Origin of the sequence: Xanthomonas bromi, from assembly GCF_900092025.1 — a bacterium.
GTDB classification, from domain to species: Bacteria; Pseudomonadota; Gammaproteobacteria; order Xanthomonadales; family Xanthomonadaceae; genus Xanthomonas; species Xanthomonas bromi.
Window position 1 is genome coordinate 25,189 of the sequence record NZ_FLTX01000054.1, and the last position, 20,529, is coordinate 45,717.

General features: G+C 65.6%; 12 protein-coding genes and 1 other RNA gene. 4 read left to right on the forward strand and 9 right to left on the reverse strand.

Annotated features, from left to right (window positions below; genetic code table 11):
* Positions 1–20: 20 nt before the first annotated feature.
* Positions 21–578, forward strand: a complete 558-nt coding sequence (locus XBLMG947_RS23760; protein ID WP_245228221.1) for a hypothetical protein — start codon at positions 21–23, stop codon at positions 576–578.
* Positions 579–912: 334 nt separating this feature from the next.
* On the opposite strand, the gene XBLMG947_RS16580 is transcribed toward XBLMG947_RS23760, so the two are convergent.
* From XBLMG947_RS16580 to cysD, 6 genes are all read right to left on the reverse strand, one after another.
* The gene (locus XBLMG947_RS16580) at positions 913–3,588 is read right to left on the reverse strand and encodes a M1 family metallopeptidase (RefSeq protein WP_065469720.1); all 2,676 of its coding nucleotides are present in this window, start codon (positions 3,586–3,588) and stop codon (positions 913–915) included.
* 352 nt (positions 3,589–3,940) lie between these two features.
* Positions 3,941–7,066 carry an efflux RND transporter permease subunit gene (locus XBLMG947_RS16585; RefSeq protein ID WP_065469721.1) on the reverse strand — a complete coding sequence of 1,042 codons (3,126 nt, stop codon included), beginning with the start codon at positions 7,064–7,066 and terminating at the stop codon, positions 3,941–3,943.
* Positions 7,063–8,133 (reverse strand): efflux RND transporter periplasmic adaptor subunit, encoded by a 1,071-nt coding sequence (locus XBLMG947_RS16590; protein ID WP_065469722.1) that lies wholly within the window; start codon positions 8,131–8,133, stop codon positions 7,063–7,065. Before XBLMG947_RS16590 ends, XBLMG947_RS16585 begins: the two co-directional genes overlap by 4 nt.
* Before the next feature lie 268 nt (positions 8,134–8,401).
* A non-coding RNA gene (locus XBLMG947_RS16595) (sX9 sRNA) lies at positions 8,402–8,477 on the reverse strand.
* 61 nt (positions 8,478–8,538) lie between these two features.
* Positions 8,539–10,452 carry a sulfate adenylyltransferase subunit CysN gene (gene cysN / locus XBLMG947_RS16600; protein WP_181093294.1) on the reverse strand — a complete coding sequence of 638 codons (1,914 nt, stop codon included), beginning with the start codon at positions 10,450–10,452 and terminating at the stop codon, positions 8,539–8,541.
* A gap of 62 nt (positions 10,453–10,514) precedes the next feature.
* A complete protein-coding gene (gene cysD, locus XBLMG947_RS16605) occupies positions 10,515–11,423 on the reverse strand; it encodes a sulfate adenylyltransferase subunit CysD (RefSeq protein WP_065469724.1) in 909 nt (302 codons plus the stop codon).
* Positions 11,424–11,602: 179 nt separating this feature from the next.
* On the opposite strand from cysD, the gene XBLMG947_RS16610 reads away from it, so the two are divergent.
* The 3 genes from XBLMG947_RS16610 (at position 11,603) to XBLMG947_RS16620 (ending at position 15,987) form a co-directional block, all read left to right on the forward strand.
* The gene (locus XBLMG947_RS16610) at positions 11,603–13,450 is read left to right on the forward strand and encodes an assimilatory sulfite reductase (NADPH) flavoprotein subunit (RefSeq protein ID WP_065469725.1); all 1,848 of its coding nucleotides are present in this window, start codon (positions 11,603–11,605) and stop codon (positions 13,448–13,450) included.
* A gap of 108 nt (positions 13,451–13,558) precedes the next feature.
* The gene (gene cysI, locus XBLMG947_RS16615) at positions 13,559–15,265 is read left to right on the forward strand and encodes an assimilatory sulfite reductase (NADPH) hemoprotein subunit (protein WP_065469726.1); all 1,707 of its coding nucleotides are present in this window, start codon (positions 13,559–13,561) and stop codon (positions 15,263–15,265) included.
* Positions 15,262–15,987, forward strand: coding sequence for a phosphoadenylyl-sulfate reductase (locus XBLMG947_RS16620; RefSeq protein ID WP_065469727.1), 726 nt, complete (start codon positions 15,262–15,264; stop codon positions 15,985–15,987). Before cysI ends, XBLMG947_RS16620 begins: the two co-directional genes overlap by 4 nt.
* A gap of 124 nt (positions 15,988–16,111) precedes the next feature.
* Here the strand turns inward: XBLMG947_RS16620 and XBLMG947_RS16625 are convergent, their stop codons facing one another.
* The 3 genes from XBLMG947_RS16625 to XBLMG947_RS16635 form a co-directional block, all read right to left on the reverse strand.
* Complete coding sequence (locus XBLMG947_RS16625; RefSeq protein ID WP_065469728.1) at positions 16,112–17,734, reverse strand: PepSY-associated TM helix domain-containing protein; 1,623 nt, start codon at positions 17,732–17,734, stop codon at positions 16,112–16,114.
* Positions 17,734–19,737 (reverse strand): TonB-dependent receptor, encoded by a 2,004-nt coding sequence (locus XBLMG947_RS16630; RefSeq protein ID WP_065469729.1) that lies wholly within the window; start codon positions 19,735–19,737, stop codon positions 17,734–17,736. Before XBLMG947_RS16630 ends, XBLMG947_RS16625 begins: the two co-directional genes overlap by 1 nt.
* A 194-nt stretch (positions 19,738–19,931) precedes the next feature.
* Entirely contained in the window at positions 19,932–20,375 is a 444-nt protein-coding gene (locus XBLMG947_RS16635; RefSeq protein ID WP_065469730.1) for a DUF2946 family protein, read from the reverse strand.
* Positions 20,376–20,529 lie beyond the last annotated feature (154 nt).

Consider the following 20,529-nt stretch of genomic DNA (forward strand, 5'->3'; position numbering starts at 1 on the left):
GAGTGTCGCCCGGACGCATCGTGGCGAACTGGAAAGTGCCGCCAAACCCCGCGAACGTAGCGAGCCAGACGATCTACTTCTTTCCGTCATTGCAGAGCGATACGCCTGTCATTCTGCAACCGGTGCTGGGTTACCGCGGCGAAAGCAACAGTTGGGACCTGAGCAGTTGGAACTGCTGTCAGCAGGGCGTCGTCTGGTATGGCGATTTCATTCCGGCCAAGAGCGGCGACCAGATCAATGGAGACGTCTATGCGACATGTGCGGCCGGCAGCGTCTGCTCAAGCTGGAACATCGATGTCCACAATCTCACCAGCGGACGCAGCACAAGGCTCAGCACCACCTCCTATGGCGACCTGACCCAGATCATGGCGGGCGCGCTGGAGGTGTACTCGGTGGACAGTTGTGACCAGTATCCCGCGAGCGGCAATATCACGTTCACCGGAGTGGCCGTATACGACTACCGGATGCATCAGGTCAGGTCGCCGCCGTGGCAGGAAATCATCGATAGCTCCGGCCTCGACGTGCAATGCAACTACCAGCTGGACACGACCTCCACCACGGCGACCATCTACTACTAAGGCGTACTCTCGCGCCGCCACGCGAGACCGGCGGTGCTCCACGCCCGCAGAAAAAACACGAGGGCCGGCGAACGCCGCAGGTCGTGCGGCCCTCTACCTGAGCTGCTTGCTGCATTACAAATATCAACCTTGTGTAGCATCGTCTCGGCATGCGTAAACACTCACTCCAACCTAGAGCGCTGGTGTGGCATCTGGTTGCGAACGCACTGCCTATAGCGCTTTCGCCGGCGAGCGATACACGGGAACCGGGAACGTACCTCACTGCGCGGGTGACCATCCTCAGGGCTCACGCCACCTGCGATGGTGCCATGCGGCACCGCCGGAGCGGCCACCCTCAGCGCTTACGCGCCTGCGCCTGCTGCAGCGCCGCGCACAGGCGGATGCTCTCGCCGGTCTGGGCCAGGCCACGGTCGGCGCCACTGAGCTTGGCCAGGCGCGGTTTGAAGAACGCATCCAGGCGGTCGGCTTCTTCCACGCTGCAGCCGCCGGACGCCCCCAGCGCCGGCAACCCGCCGCCATCGAACGAGCCGCTGCGTTGCACGATGCGGTCGAAGTTGGCGGTGAACCACGGCCACATCGAATCGTGCGAGGTCTCGTAACTGTGACCGCGCGTCAGCAGGCTCTTCATCTCGCCCACCTTGATCGCACCGGTCAGCGCGAAATCACGCACCTGTTTGAGCAGCGCCGGGTCCTGCACCGCGCCCAATGCGGCGATCATGGCGTTGCGCTGGGCCGGGTCGGCATGCGTGCGCAGTGCCGCGATCAAGCTCTGCACCGCCGGTGCGCCGCGCTCCTGCGCGGTCACTGCCAAGGCGGTGCCGAGCAGATCTGGATTGGCTTTGGAGAAGTCCAGCGCGCCGTTGCCGCCGGCCAGCACCGCATCGCCCTGCGCGAGCAGTGCCTTGCGTACGTCCGCGTTCTGCAGGCGCAGCGCGAACAGGCCGGCCAGCGACGAACGCAGCGTGGTGTCGTCGATCGACTCGCCGCGACGCCGCACATAACCCAGCTGACGCAGGCGCGGCAGATAGGCCTGTTCGGCCGCCTTGCGCAGTGCGCCGCGCTGGGCCTCGGTGGTGGCCTGGTAGCGCCAGATCCACACCAAGCGGTTCAGCAGCGCCGTGGCGACATCGGCCGACTCGGACGGCGCCAACTGTTTGAGCGCGGCCAGCACGGCGTCGCTGTCGGCGTCGCCGTGGCGGTAGGCCGCATCGATCGCATCGGCATAGGCCAGCCGCTCGTTTTCGTCCAGCTGGCCGACCTGCTTGCCCAGTGCGGCCAGCTGTTTCTTGGGCAGGCCGAAACGGTAATAGCCGGCGCCGCGCGCGTTCGGGAACACCCAGGTGTTCTTGCCGGCGCCGTCCAGCACCAGGCTGCCGCTGCCGTCTTCGAGCATCTGGCAGGCGGTGCCGACCTGGTTCTTGCCCTTGCCGTACTTCACGCACACGGGCACGCCCCATTGCTGTGCGGTGGAGCCGGTGGAGCCCAGTGGCAGGTAGCGCTGCTGCTGCAGTTTGACCACGGTCTTGCCGCCTTCCTGGGCAACCTGGGTCTGCAGATACGGCACGCCCGGCTGATTGAGGAAACTGCGGAATGCAGCCTTGAAATCGTCGCCCTTGCCTGCGGCGTCGGCGATCGCATCGACCAGGTCGTCGGCAGTCGCGTTACCGAACTTATGCTTGGCGATATACGCGCGCATGCCCTCGCGGAACACGTCTTCGCCAACGAAGGCCTCGAACATCGCCAGCACTGCCGCGCCCTTCTGGTAGGTAATGCCGTCGAAGGCGGTTTCGATATCGCCATTGCCGGTGATCGGCTGGCGAATCTTGCGCGCACTCACCAGGCTGTCGTTCTCCATCGCATGCTGCGCGCCGCCGATGCGGTCCAGGTTGGCGTGGTATTCCGGATGCAGCTGCATGGTGATCTTCTGCTGCATCCAGGTAGCGAAGGCTTCGTTGAGCCACAGGTCGTCCCACCACGCCATGGTCACGGTGTCGCCGGTCCACTGATGCGCCAGTTCGTGCGCATTGACGTTGAAGGAGCGCTGCACGTTCTCGGCCGGCGAATCCTTGTCCAGCAACAGCAGCCAATCGCGGAAGGTGACGAACCCCGGGTTTTCCATCGCGCCGGCGCTGAAGTCCGGCGCGGCGACCAGATCGAGTTTGTCGAACGGATAGCCAAAGGCGTAATAGTCCTCCAGCGCAGCGATGATGGCCGGGGTCTGGTCCAGTGCAGGTGTGATGCGCGGGCCCTGGCCCTTGGCGGCAATGCCGCGCAACGGCGTGGCGGTGGGGCGCTGCGGGGTGGCCGGCATGGGCGCCACATCCACCACGTCCCACGGGCCGGCGGCGTAGGCGACCAGATAGGTCGGCAGCGGCACGGTCGGGGCGAAGGTCACCGTCTTCCAGCCCTTGCCGGCCGGTTTGGTCGAGGTCGCGATCGTATTGGCCAGCGCCTGGTCGCCGCTGGGCACGGTCAGGCTGAGGTCGAACGGCGTCTTGAACGCCGGCTCGTCGAAGCCCGGGAACGCGTAACGCGCACTGATCGGCTCCATCTGGGTCATCGCATACGCCTTGCCCTGGTATTTCACCTGGTACAGGCCCTGCAGCTGCTGGTTGAGCGGCGCGCTGTAGGCGATCTCCACGGTGAGCGTCTGCGGCGTGAGCGTGCGGCCGAAATCCAGCCGCGCCACGCCGGTTTGGGAATCGGCTTCCACATAGCGTGCGGTCAGCGCCTTGCCCTTGCCGGGCTTGATCGTGACCTTGCTGACCTTCAGTTCCTTGCCATGCAGCCAGAGATGGTCGGACGCCTGCTTGAGCTGCACCCGGATGGTGGTGCGGCCGCTGAATTGGGTTTGCTCCGGGTCGATCTTGAGCGAGAGGCTGTAGCGCTCCGGTACCGCCCAGGTCGGCAGGCGCCCATTGGGAATCGGCTCGCCGGACGATTGCGCCAGCGCGTTGCCGCAGCACAACGCAAGAAGGGAAGGAGCAAGCAGGCAGGCGAAACGACGCATCGACAACTCCGGTGATGGCAATCGTCGAAGTGCACCATATTCATCCATGCCTGTCATGCGTCATCGATTGGCGAACGGGTCGGACCATCGCTGCGCTGCCCATGCAATACCGGCCACACCGCACGCCCGTATTGGTTCGGCGCCGTGACCACGTTCGTCGCAACAACCTACCGTGCATCGCCTTATGCAACGTATCGCACCGCTCGGCAGACACCGCGCATGGATGGTAGTGCGCAACGCAGCGCTGCCGGATACTCAGATGTACGCATTTGCATGCTGGCCATGGGTGTCGACCGCCTTACGCCGTCCCCGCATCGGCGAATGCCGGCAGCAGCTGTGCCGCCGGCATCGTCTACGCATGCCCACCCACCGAAGGCGTCTGCGCTTCCAGCGTTTCCAGCTGGCGTGCCACCGCTTCGGGCGACTTGGTGAACGGGGCGATCAGGCTGTAGAACGCCGGCACCACATACAGCGACAGTAGCGTGGACAGCGAGACGCCGAAGATCACCACCACGCCGATGGTGGCGCGGCTGGCCGAGCCGGGCCCGCCGGCCACCACCAGCGGAATCGCGCCGACCACCGTCGCAATCGAGGTCATCAGGATCGGGCGCAAGCGCACCGATGCCGATTCCACGATGGCCGCGTGCACGCTGCGGCCTTCGTCGCGCAACTGATTGGCGAATTCCACGATCAGGATGCCGTTCTTGGCCGCCAGACCCACCAGCATCACGATGCCGATCTGGCTGAAGAGATTGAGCGTACCGCCGGTGAGCCACAGGCCGACCAGTGCGCCCAGCACCGCCAACGGCACGGTGAGCATGATCACCAGCGGGTGGGCAAAGCTTTCGAACTGCGCCGCCAGCACCAGATACACCACCAGCAGCGCCATGCCGAAGGTCAGCAAGACCGCGCTGCCGGATTGCTGGTATTCGCGCGATTCGCCCTTCCAGTCCACCTGGGCGTATTCGGGCAGTTCCTCGCGCGCGGCCTGCTGTGCCCAGGCGATGGCTTCGCCCAGCGGGTAGCCCGGTGCCAGGCCAGCCGTAATGGTGATCGCACGCAGGCGATTGAAGCGGTTCAAGGTGCCGGCCTCGGCCACTTCGCTCAACGTCACCAGATTCGAAAGCGGAATCAGCTCGCCACGGTTGGAGCGCACGCGGATCGCGGTGAGGTCTTCCGGCGCCATGCGGCCTTCGCGCCCGGCCTGCAGCATCACGTCGTACTCCTCGCCGTTGTCGACGAAGGTGGTCACGCGGCGCGAGCCCATCAATGCTTCCAGCGCACCACCGATGGCGGTCACCGGAACGCCCAGATCGGCCGCGCGCAGGCGATCGATATTGACGCGCATCTGCGGACGGGTTTCCTTGTAATCCGAGTCCGGGCCGACCAGACCGGGATTGGATTCCATGCGCTGCAGGATGCGATCGCGCCATTGCGCGATCTCGGCATAATCCGGCCCGCCCAACACCAACTGGAACGGCTGGCCGCGGCTACGCACCAGCCCGCCACTGACCTGCGTGCGTGCACGCACGCCGCTGAGCACATTGAGTTTCTGCTGCACCTCATCGGCCACTTCGGTGGTGGGGCGGGAGCGTTTTTGCCAGTCCTGCAGAAACACGCTCACGCGGCCGGTATGCATTTCCTCGCTGCTGCCAAAGCCGCCGGGCACGCGCGGGTTGGCACGTACGATGGGTTTGTCCGGGCCCACGTAGGGGCGCAGGATGTCTTCCACCTGATGCATCTGCCCCACGGTGTAATCGAAGCCGGCACCTTCGGGCCCGTCGATCATGATCTGGAAATTGCCGCGGTCTTCGGCCGGCGCCAGTTCGGACGGAATGCGGCCCACCAGCCAGGCGCTGGCGCCCAGCGCCAACAGCATCAGCAGCGCAAAGATCCAGGTACGGTGCACATGTCGCTCCAGCGAACGCCCGTACGCACCGGACACCGCCTGCATGCGCCCATCGAACCATCGATGGAAGCGGTTGGGCTTGGCCTGGCGGTGCGAGCGCAACAACTTGGACGACATCATCGGCGTCAGCGTCAGCGCCACGAAGGCCGAAATCGCCACCGCCGCCGCCAGCGCCACCGCCAGCTCGCGGAACAGCCGTCCGGTACTGCCTTCCAGAAAACCGACCGGCAGAAACACCGCCACCAGCACCGCTGTGGTCGCAATCACCGCAAACGCCACCTGTCCGGTGCCGCGTTTGGCGGCCACCAACGGCGGCTCGCCCAGGTCGATGCGGCGCTGGATGTTTTCCACCACCACGATGGCGTCGTCCACCACCAGGCCGATACACAGCACCAGCGCCAGCAAGGTGAGCAGGTTGATCGAGAAATCGAACGCGTACAGCGCGATGAAGGCGGCGATCAGGCACACCGGCACCGTCACCGCAGGAATCAGGGCGGCGCGCGCGCTGCCCAAAAACACCCAGATCACCACCAGCACCAGCACCACCGCTTCCACCAGCGTGTGATACACGCGTTCTACCGCCGCATCGATGAAGGTGGTGGTGTCGAAGGCGACGAAGATGTTGGTGCCCTTCGGCAGCGACTTCTGCACTTCTGCGGCCTGCGCGCGCGCTTCGCGTGCCACGTCCAGCGCGTTGGCGGTGGAATTGCGCACGATGCCCAGGCCCACGTTGGGCACGCCGTTACTCTGGAAATACGCGCGGCGCTCGGCCGAGGACAGCTCGACCCTGGCCACATCGCCCAGCCGCACCACGTAACCGCCCTCGCCCTTGTTCAACGGCAGCTTGGCGAAGTCTTCGGGCTTGAGATAACTGCGCTCCACGCGCAAGGTGAAATCACGCTGCGCCGATTCGATGCTGCCGGCGGGCAACTCCACGTTTTCGTTCTGCAGCGCCGCTTCCACATCGGCGACGGTGAGTGCGCGTGCAGCCAGTTGGTCGCGGTCCAGCCAGATACGCATCGCATAGCGTTGGCGTCCGCCGATGCGCACCTGCGCCACGCCATCCAGGCTGGAGAAGCGATCCACCACGTAGCGCTCGGCGTAGTCGGACAGCTGCAGCGTGTCCATCGTGCTGGAGCTCATGTTCAGCCACAGGATGGGGTCGGCGTCGGCCTCGACTTTGGAAATCTCCGGCGGGCGCGCCTGGTCGGGCATGCGGTCGGAGACACGGCTGACCGCATCGCGCACGTCGTTCGCGGCCGCTTCCATATCGCGCGATTGCACGAACTCGATACTGATGTCGGAGGAACCATTGCGGCTGCGTGCCTCGATGGTGGCGATGCCCTCGATGCCGGCCAGCGCGTCTTCCAGCACCTGGGTGATGCGGCTTTCCACCACTGCTGCGGAGGCACCGGTGTATTCCACATCCACCGACACGATGGGCGGGTCGATCGCTGGCAATTCGCGCAGGGTGAGGCGGGTGAACGACATCACCCCCAGCACGATCAGCAACAAACTCATCACCACCGCCATCACCGGGCGGGTGATCGACAGGTCGGAGAGTTTCATTGTGTTGCCGCCTGCGGGCGGGTCGCCGCGGGCGGGGCCTGATTCACCACCTTCAACCCCGGACGCAGCTTGCCGGTGCCATCCACCACGATGCGCTCACCGGCTTTGAGGCCTTCGAGAATTTCCACCTTGCCATCGCGGCGCTCGCCCAGGCGCACGTCGGCGCGCTCCACGCTGCTGTCGGGCTTGACCCGGAACACATAGGACTCGCGCCCCACCTGCACCACCGCAATTTCCGGAATCACCACCGCCTGCCGCGCCGGCTGGAACAGCCGCACATCCAGCAGCATCCCCGGGCGTAGCCGGCGATCGTCGTTGGGGAAATCCGCGCGCACCGTCACCGAGCGCGTGGTCTCATCGATCCGCGAATCGATGGTCGCCACTTCGCCCTCGAACTGCGCACCCGGATACGCCGCCGCGCGGCCGCTCACCGCATTCCCCAGTTGCACCAGACCGAACTGCGATTCCGGCACCTGGAAATCCACATACATGCGCGCCACATCGTCGAGCGTGGCGATCACCGTGCTGGCGGTGATCAACGAGCCCGGGCTGATCTGGCGGATGCCGAGCACACCGGAAAACGGCGCGCGCACCTCGCGGTCGGTGATTTCCGCGCGCATCTGCTGCACGCGCGCCTGCGCGGCATCGCGTAACGCGCGCTGCGTATCGACCGTGGACTTGGCCACCAGCTGCTGGCCCACCAGGCTCAACTGGCGCCGGTACAACTGATCGGTTTCTTCGAAGGTGGCCTGTGCGGCGGTCAGTGCCGCCTGCTGCGAATTGCCGCGCAGACGCAGCAGCAATTGCCCGGCCTTGACCTCGTCGCCGCTGTCGAAATACACCCGTTCCACCACATCGCTCACCGCGGCGGTCAGCGCCACCGATTCGCGCGCGCGCGCGGTCGCAATCGACTGCACGGTCGAATTCCAGGGCTGGGTGGCCACCGACTGCACAGAGACCGGAATGGGTTTGGCAGTGGCTGGCGCGCTGGCCTGACGACTACAACCGGCCAGGACAGCGGCCAACAGGAGCGCGGCGCAGACGCGCGCGCTGGGCAGAACAAGCATCAGAACATCCTGGCGGGGTACGTCGAAAGTTTACCGACCTAGCCGCCATGAATTGACAGAAAGGGCGCGCTTTGCACCATGACCAAAGACCCTTGCTGTCCCTGGCACGTTGCGCTGGTCAGCACGACCACGACCCTGCGGCGCCTGCGCCAGAGGCGGCAGAGCCGATGCGCAGGGCTGCATGTATGCGTTCATACACTGCCATCCTGCACACCGACCATGGTCGCCTGACGACCGCCTGCCCTGTCGTATTCGACGCTCTTAGAGCGGCTAACAAAACGTAGCGAGCAGTCGTCAGGCGGGTGTGGACGGCGCGCAAGACCCGCAGTGTACAAGTGGTACATGAGGATTCCGAGCACCGGCCGCGCCCGCTTGGCGGCTGCGTAGTAGTTTTGTTAGTCGTTCTTAGCGTTCCAGCCCCAGATACGCTAGCACCTGACGCGCCAGCGCCTCTACATTCTCACCATCGGCGTGAAGATGGATCTCCGGCGTCTCCGGTGCCTCATACGGCGAGTCGATCCCGGTGAAATTGGGAATCTGGCCGGCACGCGCCTTGCGATATAGCCCTTTCACGTCACGAGCCTCTGCAACCGCCAGCGGCACGTCCACAAACACCTCGACGAACTCGCCCTGATCGAAACGCTCGCGCGCCAGTTGCCGCTCGGCACCGAACGGCGAGATGAAACTCACCAGCACGATCAGGCCGGCATCGGCCATCAAGCGCGCCACTTCGGCCACGCGGCGGATGTTTTCCACACGATCTTCGTCGGTGAAGCCCAGATCGCGATTGAGCCCGTGGCGCACGTTGTCGCCGTCCAGGATGAAGGTGTGATACCCCAACGCGTGCAGACGCTTGTCGACCAGGTTGGCGACGGTGGATTTGCCCGCGCCCGACAGGCCGGTGAACCACAGCACGCGCGGCGTCTGGCCCTTGATGCGCGCACGCGCACTGCGATCCACCTCCAGATGCTGCCAATGCACGTTGCCGGCGCGGCGCAAGGCGAATTCCAGCGTGCCCGCGGCCACCGTGGCATTGCTTTGGCGGTCGATCAGGATGAAGCCGCCGAGCACGCGGTTGCGCGCGTAGGACGAGAACGCAATGGGCTCGTCCAGCGCCAGATTGCAGTAGCCCACCTCGTTGAGCTCCAGCCGTTTGGCGGCCAGCCGCTCCTGCGTGTTCACATCGACCTTGTGCTTGATCTCGCTGATGCTCGCGGTGACCGTGCGGGTGCCGATCTTGAGCCAGTACGGGCGCCCGGGCAGTAGGGCGGCATCGTCCATCCACAGCAGATGCGCCGCGAACTGGTCGGCCACTTCCGGCGGGTCGTCGATGGCAGCGACGATGTCGCCACGGCTGATGTCGATCTCGTCGTGCAAGGTCAGCGTCACTGCCTGCCCGGCGCGCGCGCTGTCCACTGCGCCATTGGCATCACGCACGCTGGCCACCTGCGTGCGGCGCCCGGACGGCACCACCAATACCGCATCGCCCACACGTACCTGGCCGGCGGCAATCGTGCCCGCATAGCCACGAAACTGCGCATTGGGGCGGTTGACCCATTGCACCGGCAAGCGGAATCCGCTGCCCGCTTCCGGCGCGTCCACTTGCACGGTTTCAAGATGCTGTAACAGATGCGGGCCGCTGTACCAACGCATCCGCGCCGATGGACTGGACAAATTTTCGCCATCCAATGCCGATAGCGGAATGCATTGCACATCGGCAATGCCCAACTGCGCCGCCAGCGTGCGATAGCCCTCGGCGATGGCGGTGAAGACGTCGGCGTCGTAGTCCACCAGATCCATCTTGTTGACGGCCAGCACCACGTGACGGATGCCCAGCAACGACACGATGTAGCTGTGCCGGCGCGTCTGCGCCAGCAAGCCCTTGCGCGCGTCCACCAGCACCACCGCCACATCGGCGGTGGATGCGCCGGTGGCCATGTTGCGCGTGTACTGCTCGTGCCCGGGGCAATCGGCCACGATGAATTTGCGCCGGTCGGTATCGAAATAGCGGTAGGCCACATCGATGGTGATGCCCTGCTCGCGCTCGGCCGCCAGCCCGTCCATCAGCAAGGCGTAATCGATGCCCTCGCCCTGCGTGCCATGCCGCCGGCTATCGCTTTCCAGCGCGGCCAGCTGATCGTCGAACAAGCGCTTGCTGTCGTATAGCAACCGCCCGATCAACGTGCTCTTGCCATCGTCCACGCTGCCGCAGGTGATGAAGCGCAGCAGCGGTTTGGATTCGTGCTGGTGGAGATAGGCACCGATGCTGCCGGGAATCGGGAGTCGGGAATCGGGAATCGCAAAGGCGTTCCCCTCCACCGTGACGTTCACTGCCAGCCGCTGTGGCGATTCCCCATTCCCCATTCCCCATTCACTGCCCATCAGAAATACCCCTCAAGCTTTTTCTGTTCCATCGAAGCGCCCGGCGCATGATCGATCATGCGGCCCTGGCGCTCGGAGCTGGTGCTGACCAGCATTTCGGCGATCACCGCTTCCAGCGTGTCGGCGGTGGAATCGATCGCGCCGGTGAGCGGGTAGCAGCCCAGCGTGCGGAAGCGCACCGAGCGCAGCTGTGGGGTTTCGCCCGGATGCAGCGGCAGGCGCGCGTCGTCGACCATGATCCAGGCGCCGTCGCGCTCCACCACCGGGCGCGGGGCGGCGAAGTACAGCGGCACCACCGGAATCTTTTCGCGGTAGATGTATAGCCAGATATCCAGTTCGGTCCAGTTGGAGAGCGGAAACACGCGCACGCTTTCGCCGGGCCGGGTGCGCGCGTTGTACAGATTCCAAAGCTCCGGACGCTGGTTCTTCGGGTCCCAGCGATGGCGTGCATTGCGGAACGAGAACACCCGCTCCTTGGCGCGCGATTTTTCTTCGTCGCGGCGCGCCCCGCCGATCGCCGCATCGAAGCCGCCCTGCTCCAGCGCCTGTTTCAGGCTCTGGGTCTTCATGATGTCGGTATGTACCGCTGCACCGTGGCTGATCGGGCCGACGTCCTGGGCGATGCCGTCCGGGTTGATGTGCACGCGCAGGTCTACGCCGGTCTCTGCCGCGCGGCGGTCGCGGAAGGCGATCATCTCGCGGAACTTCCAGCGCGTATCCACGTGCAGCAGCGGAATCGGCGGCCGCGACGGCGCGAATGCCTTGAGCAGCAGGTGCAGCAGCACCGAGCTGTCCTTGCCCACCGAATACAGCATCACCGGGGCCAGGAATTCGGCGGCGACTTCGCGCAGGATGTGGATGCTTTCGGCTTCGAGCCGGTCGAGATGGGACAGCGGCGGCAGGGTCATCGGGATGTCGGGTGCAACGGCGGGCAGACCAGCCGATGGTAGGGCAAGGCGCTGCAGTGTGTGCCGCCGTGATGACGCCACGAAATAAGCGGCCGGCATAACGCGATAACGGCTGCTCCTTTCTGGTGGCTACAACGCGTCCCTAACATCGTCTGTCTAATCAAAGCCCCTGGACCCGAATGAACTCCGCCAGTTCCGCGCTACCGCCCAGCCCCTTGCCCGACGAGTGCAAGGCGCTGCTGGAGCGGTTGGTCGGCGGCCTGGATGCCGCATCGCTGTGGTGGCTGTCCGGCTACACCGCCGGGCTGGCGCAGGGTCATCCGCCGCGCGCGCTGGCCGTGTTGCCTGGCGGGCAGCCACAGGCAGTGGCGCAGGACAGCCAGCGCCTGACCGTGCTGTACGGCAGCCAGACCGGCAACGCCCGCCGGCAGGCCGAACAGCTGGCCGCCGATGCCGAGGCGGCAGGGCTGCACGTGCGGCTGCTGCGCGCCGATGCCTACCCCACCCGTGAGCTGGCCAACGAGCGGCTGTTGTACGTGGTGATCAGCACCCAGGGCGAAGGCGACCCGCCGGACGATGCGATCGGCCTGGTGGAATTCCTCACCGGCCGTCGCGCGCCCAAGCTACCCGAGCTCAAGTACGCTGTGCTGGGCCTGGGCGATTCCAGTTACGCCGATTTCTGCGGCATCGCGCGGCGCATCGACGAGCGCCTGGCCGAACTCGGCGGCAGCCGCGTGCAGCCGCGCGGCGAAGCCGATCTGGACATCGACAGCATTGCCGTGCCGTGGCGCACGCAGGCGCTCACGCATGCCCGCGAACAGCTCAAGAGCGGCGCGCCCTCGGCCACGGTCACGCAACTGCGCAGCAGCCCGGCCACGCCGGTATGGTCCCATCAGCAGCCGTTCGCCGCCGAGTTGCTGGCCAATCAGATCATCAGTGGCCGCGACTTCAAGGGGCCTGGCTTTCGGGTTTATGCCACGCCCGGCAAGCGCGTGCGGCATCTGGAATTTTCGCTGGAAGGCAGCGGCCTGGGCTACGAGCCGGGCGACGCGCTGGGCATCGTCCATCGCAATCCACCCGCATTGGTGGATGCCGTGCTGCAGACATTGCAGTTGGACGGCGATGCCGCAGTCGTCGTTGGCGAGAAGACGCTGCCATTGAACACCTGGCTCGCCACCCAGCGCGAGTTGACCAAGCTCTCGCGGCCATTTCTCACCGCACACGCCGAGCGCGCTGGCGCCCAGGAACTGCAAGCGCTGCTCGCCCCCACCCAGACTGCCGGCCTGGCGTCGCTGCTCGCCGATCATCAAGTGATCGATGTGCTGCGCCGCTGGCCGGCGGCTTGGGACCACGCCAGCCTGCTGGCCGCGCTGCGCCCGCTCACGCCGCGGCTGTATTCCATCGCTTCCAGCCGCAAGCGTGTGGGCGATGAAGTGCATCTGGCCGTGGACGAGCTCAACTACCAGGCCCACGGACACGCGCATCTGGGTTCGGCCAGCGGTTTTCTGGCTGCGCTTGCCGAAGGCGACACCGCTCCGGTCTACATCGAACCGAACGAGCGCTTCCGCGTGCCGGCCGATGCCGATCGCGACATCCTGATGATTGGCCCGGGCACCGGCGTGGCGCCGTTCCGCGGCTTCGTGCAGGAGCGCGCGGAACTCGGCGCCAAGGGCCGCAACTGGCTGTTCTTCGGCGCCCAGCATTTCAATACCGACTTCCTGTATCAGGCCGAATGGCAGCTGGCCCTGCAACGCGGCGAGTTGGACGCGCTGGACGTGGCGTTCTCGCGCGACCAGGCCGCAAAGCTCTACGTGCAACACCGCCTGCGCGAACGCGGCGCCGAGGTCTACGCCTGGCTGCAGGGCGGCGCGCATGTCTATGTCTGCGGCGCCATCGGCATGGGCAAGGACGTGCATGCCGCCCTGCTGGACATCGTGACCACCCACGGCGCCCGCAGCGCCGAAGACGCCGCTGCGTATCTCACTCAGCTGCAGGTGGAGGGGCGGTATGCGCGCGATGTTTATTAGTGCCGGGAATCGGGAGTGGGGAATCGGGAATGGGGACTGCCCATGCCCGAATTCTTCCGACCACGCACGCCGCTCCTCACGATTCCCCATTCCCGACTCCCGATTCCCATGACTCACTCCGTCGAAGACATCAAATCCCAAAGCCACCGCCTGCGCGGGTCGCTGGAGCAGAGCCTGGTCGATCCGGTGACCGGCGCGGTGCGCGAGGACGATCAGACGCTGATCAAGTACCACGGCAGCTACCAGCAGGACGATCGCGATATCCGCGATGAGCGGCGCCGGCAGAAGCTCGAACCGGCGTACCAGTTCATGATCCGCACGCGCACGCCGGGCGGGGTGATCACGCCTACGCAGTGGCTGGCGCTGGATGGCATCGCCACGCGCTACGCCAATCATTCGCTGCGTATCACCACACGCCAGGCGTTCCAGTTCCATGGCGTGATCAAGCGCGAATTGAAGGCCACCATGCAGGCCATCAATGCCACCTTGATCGACACGCTGGCGGCCTGCGGCGATGTCAATCGCAATGTGCAGGTGGCAGCCAATCCGCTGCTGTCGCAGGCACATGCCACGCTGCACGCCGATGCTGCGCGCGTGTCCGAACATCTGTTGCCCAACACGCGGGCGTACTACGAAATCTGGCTGGACGAAGAGCGCGTGTCCGGCTCCGGCAGCGAGGACGAGCCGATCTATGGCGACCGCTATCTGCCGCGCAAATTCAAGATCGGTTTTGCCGCACCGCCACTCAACGATGTGGATGTGTTCGCCAACGATCTTGGCTTTATCGCGATCCTGCGCGATGGGCAGTTGCTGGGCTACAACGTCAGCATCGGCGGTGGCATGGGCGCCTCGCACGGCGATACCGACACCTGGCCGCGCGTGGCCAACGTCATTGGCTTTGTCACCCGCGATCAGCTGCTCGAGATCGCCACCGCAGTGGTCACCACCCAGCGCGACTTCGGCAACCGGGCCGTGCGCAAGCGTGCTCGCTTCAAATACACCATCGACGACCACGGCCTGGACACCATCGTGGCCGAGATCGCACGTCGTGCCGGCTTCGCGCTGCAACCGGCACAGCCGTTCGCGTTCGACCACAACGGCGACCGCTATGGCTGGGTGGAAGGCGAAGACGGGCAGTGGCATCTGACGCTATCGCTGCCGGCCGGTCGCATTGCCGATACCGACACGGCAGCGCATCTGAGCGGGCTGCGTGCGATTGCGCAGTTGAACGCCGGTCAATTCCGCATGACGCCCAACCAGAACCTGGTAATCGCCGGCGTCCCTGCGCAACAGCGTGCGCAGATCGATGCGCTGGTCGCGCACTATGCGCTGGATGCCGGCAACCAGGCCGCCACCGCCCTGGCACGAGGCGCGATGGCCTGCGTGGCGCTGCCGACGTGCGGCCTGGCGATGGCCGAGGCAGAGCGCTATCTGCCCGACTTCAGCGCCGCACTGCAGCCGCTACTGCAGCAACATGGGTTGGCCGACACGCCCATCGTGCTGCGCCTGTCCGGCTGCCCCAATGGCTGCTCACGCCCGTATCTGGCAGAGATCGCGCTAGTGGGCAAGGCGCCTGGGCGCTACAACCTGATGCTGGGTGGCGACCGCCGCGGTCAGCGGCTGAACACCCTGTACCGCGAAAATATCACGGAAGCAGAGATCCTGGCCGCACTGGAGCCGCTACTGGCCCGCTACGCCGCCGAACGCGACCACACCAACGACGAAGGCTTCGGCGATTTCCTGCACCGCGCCGGCCTGATCGCATTGCCGCCCTACCCCACGCACCGTCGCCTCGACCTGGAATTGCTCGCATGACCGCGCTACCTGCCGTATCGATCACCTCTTCTGTGTTGGACGATCTGGACGCACTCAATGCACAACTGGAAGACCTGCGCGCCGATCAACGCGTGGCGTGGGCGTTGCAGCACTGTCCGCAGAACGCGGCACTGTCGTCCAGCTTCGGCGCGCAGTCGGCCGTCACGCTGCATCTGCTCAGTCAGCAACGCCCGGACATTCCGGTGATCCTGATCGACACCGGCTACCTGTTCCCGGAAACCTATCGCTTTGCCGATGCCTTGGCCGAGCGGCTCGAGCTCAATCTCAAGGTGTATCGCCCGCTGGTCAGCCGTGCCTGGATGGAAGCGCGCCACGGCCGCCTGTGGGAGCAAGGCATGGTGGGCATCGATCAGTACAACAACCTGCGTAAGGTCGAGCCGATGCGGCGCGCACTGGACGAGCTCAACGTGGGCACCTGGTTTACCGGCCTGCGCCGCAACCAATCCAGCAGCCGCGCGCAGACGCCGATCGTGCAAAAGCGCGGTGGGCGCTACAAGATCAGTCCCATCGCCGACTGGACCGATCGCGACGTGTGGCAATACCTGCAGGCGCACGATCTGCCGTATCACCCGCTATGGGAACAAGGCTACGTGTCCATCGGCGATTTCCACACCACGCGTCGCTGGGAGCCGGGCATGCGCGAAGAAGACACGCGCTTCTTCGGCCTGAAGCGCGAGTGCGGCATCCACGAGGATATCTAGCTGCAGCAGCCCACTGCGACGTGCGCGTGTATGCGCGGCTCACTCGCCAGCAGGTGCGGCCTGTGTTTGAGCACGCTGTGCAACAACGACGGCAACGCGCTGCGCGTTGAGCTCCGGCACGCGCTCATCGCCCTGCTGTGGCCTCCGCCTGCGCACGCTGCATCCAGTAACGATCGACTATCCACATCAACAACAACGACAGGCCGACCAACGGGAAAATCAGCCCGCACAGCACCAGCAGCGCCATCAGGCCACGCAGCGTGCGTGGATCGGTCGGCAACGGGGGCACGCCCAGTCCACCGCTGGGGCGGCGCTTCCACCACATCACTGCCGCGCTGACGCACAACAGCACAATCGCGATGCAGGCCAGCAACAGGATCACCTGGTTGGCAGTGCCGTACTGTTGCCCCAGATGCACGTTGATGCCCCATTCCAGCAGCTTGGCCAGCGGCCCGTAGTCGCGGTAGCGCATGTCCAGCAGCACCGCACCGCTGTACTGATCCAAATGGATCACCCGCTGCCGCTGCAGATCGGCCGGATAGACCGACGCGGTATACACCCCGGTCGCACCGCGCGGCGGTGCCACGCTATATCCCGGCAGGATGCCGCGTGCGTCGAAGCGCGCAATCGCCGCATCCAGACCGATCGCGCCGCGTCCCGGCGCAGCAACGCCGCCTGCGCCGCCATGGGCAACATGCGCGCGCTCTGCCGAGTGCGTGTGTTGCTCTGCGTGCGCTGACTGAGCAACTTCCTCCGAGTCTTCTGACTCACCTGCGCTCTTTGCCTGTTCTTCGTGGTCTGCATGCCCTGCATGTACCGAGCCTGCGATGTGCTCGGCGTGCTCGTTGCCTACCTGCAGCCCACCCGCTTGCGCGTCATGCAACCGCTCATCCGACCCGACAGCCCTTTGTGCCGGCACCACGGACTGCGGCAAGCGCGCCTGCCGCAACGACCACGCCGGCTCACCACTGTCTGTCAAGCGCTGCTCAGACATCGGCTGTTGCACGCGCAGCCCGGCGGGATAGCCGAAATCATGCCCATTGGCCCAACGATTGATCTGCGCACCCCAGAGCCATGACCACGGCATGCCGGTCAGCGCCAGCAATAGCAGGATCGCGCCAACCCCGGCACCGGTCACCGCATGCAGGTCACGCCAGAACAATCGCTGCGTCGGCTTGCCACGCACACTGATCACGCCGCCGCGTCGTCCGCGCGGCCACCATAGATAGACACCGGTGAGCACCAGCACGATGGCCCATCCGCCGGCCATTTCGATCAGGCCACGCGCATATGGCCCGATCAACGCAAGGCTATGCAGCCGGCGGATCGTCCAGCTCAGCGTCCCGTGCTCCGGCAATGCGCCCAACATCCGCGCACGATAGGGATCGACATAGACCACCTGCCGCACGCCGTCTGCATCCACCAGCCCGACCTCGGCACTGGCATCGGCGCGTTTGGGCGTGGTGTAGACAAACAACCTGCCGCCGTAACGCTCTTGTGCAGCGGCAACCAACTGCTGTGCGGGCAGGCGCGCTTCGCCTACCGGCACCACCTTCAACGCATGGTGCACGCCGCGATCGATCGCGTCCTGATACAAAAACGCAGCCCCGGTCACCGCCAGCCAGATAATGAAAGGCAGCACCAGCAACCCGGCATAGAAATGCCAGCGCCACACCACGCGATAAAAACGCCAGCGCCCGTCCTGGCGTACCTCGGCTACGCTGCCCGGGTCAGTGGTTGCAGGCATCAAAAACTCCAATCCCACGACAACGACAACGCCCGCCCATCGCCGGGCGAATAGCCGGAACTGCCGCTGTCGTACCAGGCATACACATACGCACGATCAGTGGCGTTGCGCAGCTGCAGACTGAGCGCGTTGCGCGCATCCACAGTCCAACGCGCGCCCAGATTGAGCAATGCGTAGCCACCGGTGCGGCCCCGGGTGTTGGTGCGATCCAGGTAGTAGTCGCCTTGCGCATCGCCCCAGGCGCTCAACTGCACAGCCGCACCGACCTGCCACTCCAGCCCGGCAGTCGCCAGCCAATGCGGCACGTTTTCGATTTCCTTGCCACGCGTGGCCGGGGCGCTCGGATCGGGCGTGGCGATCGTGGCCTTCTGGCGCGAATACGAGACCCATGCGCGCCAGTGTTCGGCCGGCTGCAAGTTGAGCTGCGCATCCCAACCACGCCGCAGCGTGCGGCCGACATTGGTCACATCGCCAACGCCCACCACGCCATTCACGCCAAAAACGGTCGCAACCTCACCGGATGCGCGTTGCTCCCAATATGCCAGGCGCCCGTCGACCAGGGACGCCGGGGCGAACTTGAAGCCGGTCTCCCAGCCGTCGTTGATCGACGGCCCCAGATTGCCGGGTTGGCGGCGGTAAGCGCCATCGCCGCTGCCGATCTGGAAGGTGCGTCCCCAGTTCGCATACACGCTGCTCTGCTCGCCCACCCGGTAGCTCGCACTGAACTTGGGTTGCTTGATGGTGCCGTAGTCGTAGGTTGGCGCAACGATGCCTGCAAGCACGTCGTGCAGTTGCCCATCGACGCGATCGATGCGATACCCCGGCACCAGCTGCAAGCGCGCAACCGGCGTGAGCACCGCCTGCACATACGCACCACGTGTGCGCAGGTCGTACTCCCAATCGCGCAGCTGCGCACCGCGTACGCGGGCCACGGTGCGATACCGCTGCGATTGGTTGTCCTGCCACTGTGCATCCACCCCGGCTTCCAGATTGGCATGCAGCGTTCCCCAGTCCGGCTGCCAGTTGCTACGCAGCAGCAGCCCACGGTGGGTTTCATCGGTATCGCGTTCCTGCTGCAGGCCGGCCGCGGAAAACCGCACCCAGCGCTGATTACGGTAGTCGTTCTGGTAGGCCTTTGCACTCCATTGCGCCTGCTCACCTAACTCACCGTCCGCATGCAACGCGGTCTGACGCAGACGACGCTCGCCGCGATCGTTCTGTGCATAGTCCGGCGAGCTACGCGGCGCCGCACGCGCGGTGGCTGCGTCCAGATAGCCGGCCTCCAATGCATGGTTGTCGTAATACCGCGTGGTGAGCCCGGCGCGGAATGCACCGTCCGGGTCGGTGTAAAACCACTTGCCCGCCACGCTGCGTTTGCGCGCATCGGCATGATCGCGATAGCCGTCCGAGTCGCGCCAGGCCAGCACGTAGTTCTGGCTCCACGCGCCCTGTTCGAAACCTTTGCCCAGTTGCACCTCGCGCGCACCGAAGCTGCCGGCCGTCACGCTCAAGCGGCCATCGTTGCCGCCGGTACGGGTCAGTACGTCCACGCTGCCGGCAATGGCGTTCAAGCCATAGCGCGCATCGTTGGTGCCACGCACGATCTCGATGGCGCTGATGTCCTGCGGAAACACGGCGTCCAGATACGGCATGGCGCCAGCATTGTCGTTGCTGGGGATACCGTCGATCAGCAGTTTCACCGCATTGATGCGCCCCTCGCCATTGAAGCCCCGGAACGAAAAACGCCCCGCATCCGTGCCCATGCGGAACTGGGTGATCTGCACCCCTGGCGCGCGCATCAGCAGTTCCCAGCTGTAGTCCACATGTTGATCGTGCAGCAGCTCGCCGCCGATCACATCCACCGAGCTCAGCACGCGCGCAGTGCTCGGGCTGCGCTGCGCGTGTTCGCTCACCTGCACCTTGCCCAGCGTCAGTGACGCGTCCTGCGCCTGCACCTCGCACGCAGGCCCACACACCAGCGCCAACGACGGCGCATACCACATCGTTTTCAACAACCGTAGACGCATGACCAACCCTTCGCCGTGGCAGCACGGCCGCACAGCCGTGCGCTGCCACCAGCGTGGCGCGCATCGGCATCATTCGATCAAGAAGCGCGTCGTCCGCGGTGTCCGGCTGCTACGCCGATAACTCGGGCGCGCGTTGGGCTGACTGCGTGGACGCCCGCGCGGGGGCAAGCTCACGCGTGCAGCGGCGGCCCACGTGCACCGAGCGCGGACCACCGCAAGACCGAACGTGCCCCGGCCTGCGTGCGCGCCCGCGCCAGCGTTGGCCGCAGCTGCAGCAGGCACAACACCGCCACGATGAGCAATGGCAACAAGCGTGCGGCCAAGACGCAGTAGTCGCAGGCTTCGCCATGCATCGCTGCATCGTGGGTGCCTGTGTGCCGAGAGCCCGACAGGGCGAGGGCGCTGTGATGCGGATGCGCCGCAGCGGCTGGCGACGGGGTTCGATGCCCAGCATGGAGCGAACTCTCTGCCGACAGTGCCGGGGCGCTCATGCACATCGGCTCGGTCGGCTGCGCCTGGCTCCAGCGGCTGATCAGCGGAGCCACCAGCATCAGCACCACCGCCAGGCAGGCAAGCAGGGGCAACAGCCGGTGGCGACAGAACGAATGCAGCATGCGCTCAAGTGTAAGCCGCCACGCCACCCGGAGCGATGGGGACGGCCGACGCGCGACCGGATGTCGCACCCGACTGACCCGCTGTACCCGACGACCCGTGCCTGGGCATGTGCGGTCAGCCTGCGCCCCGTCATCGGCTGTGCCTTTTCGCCAC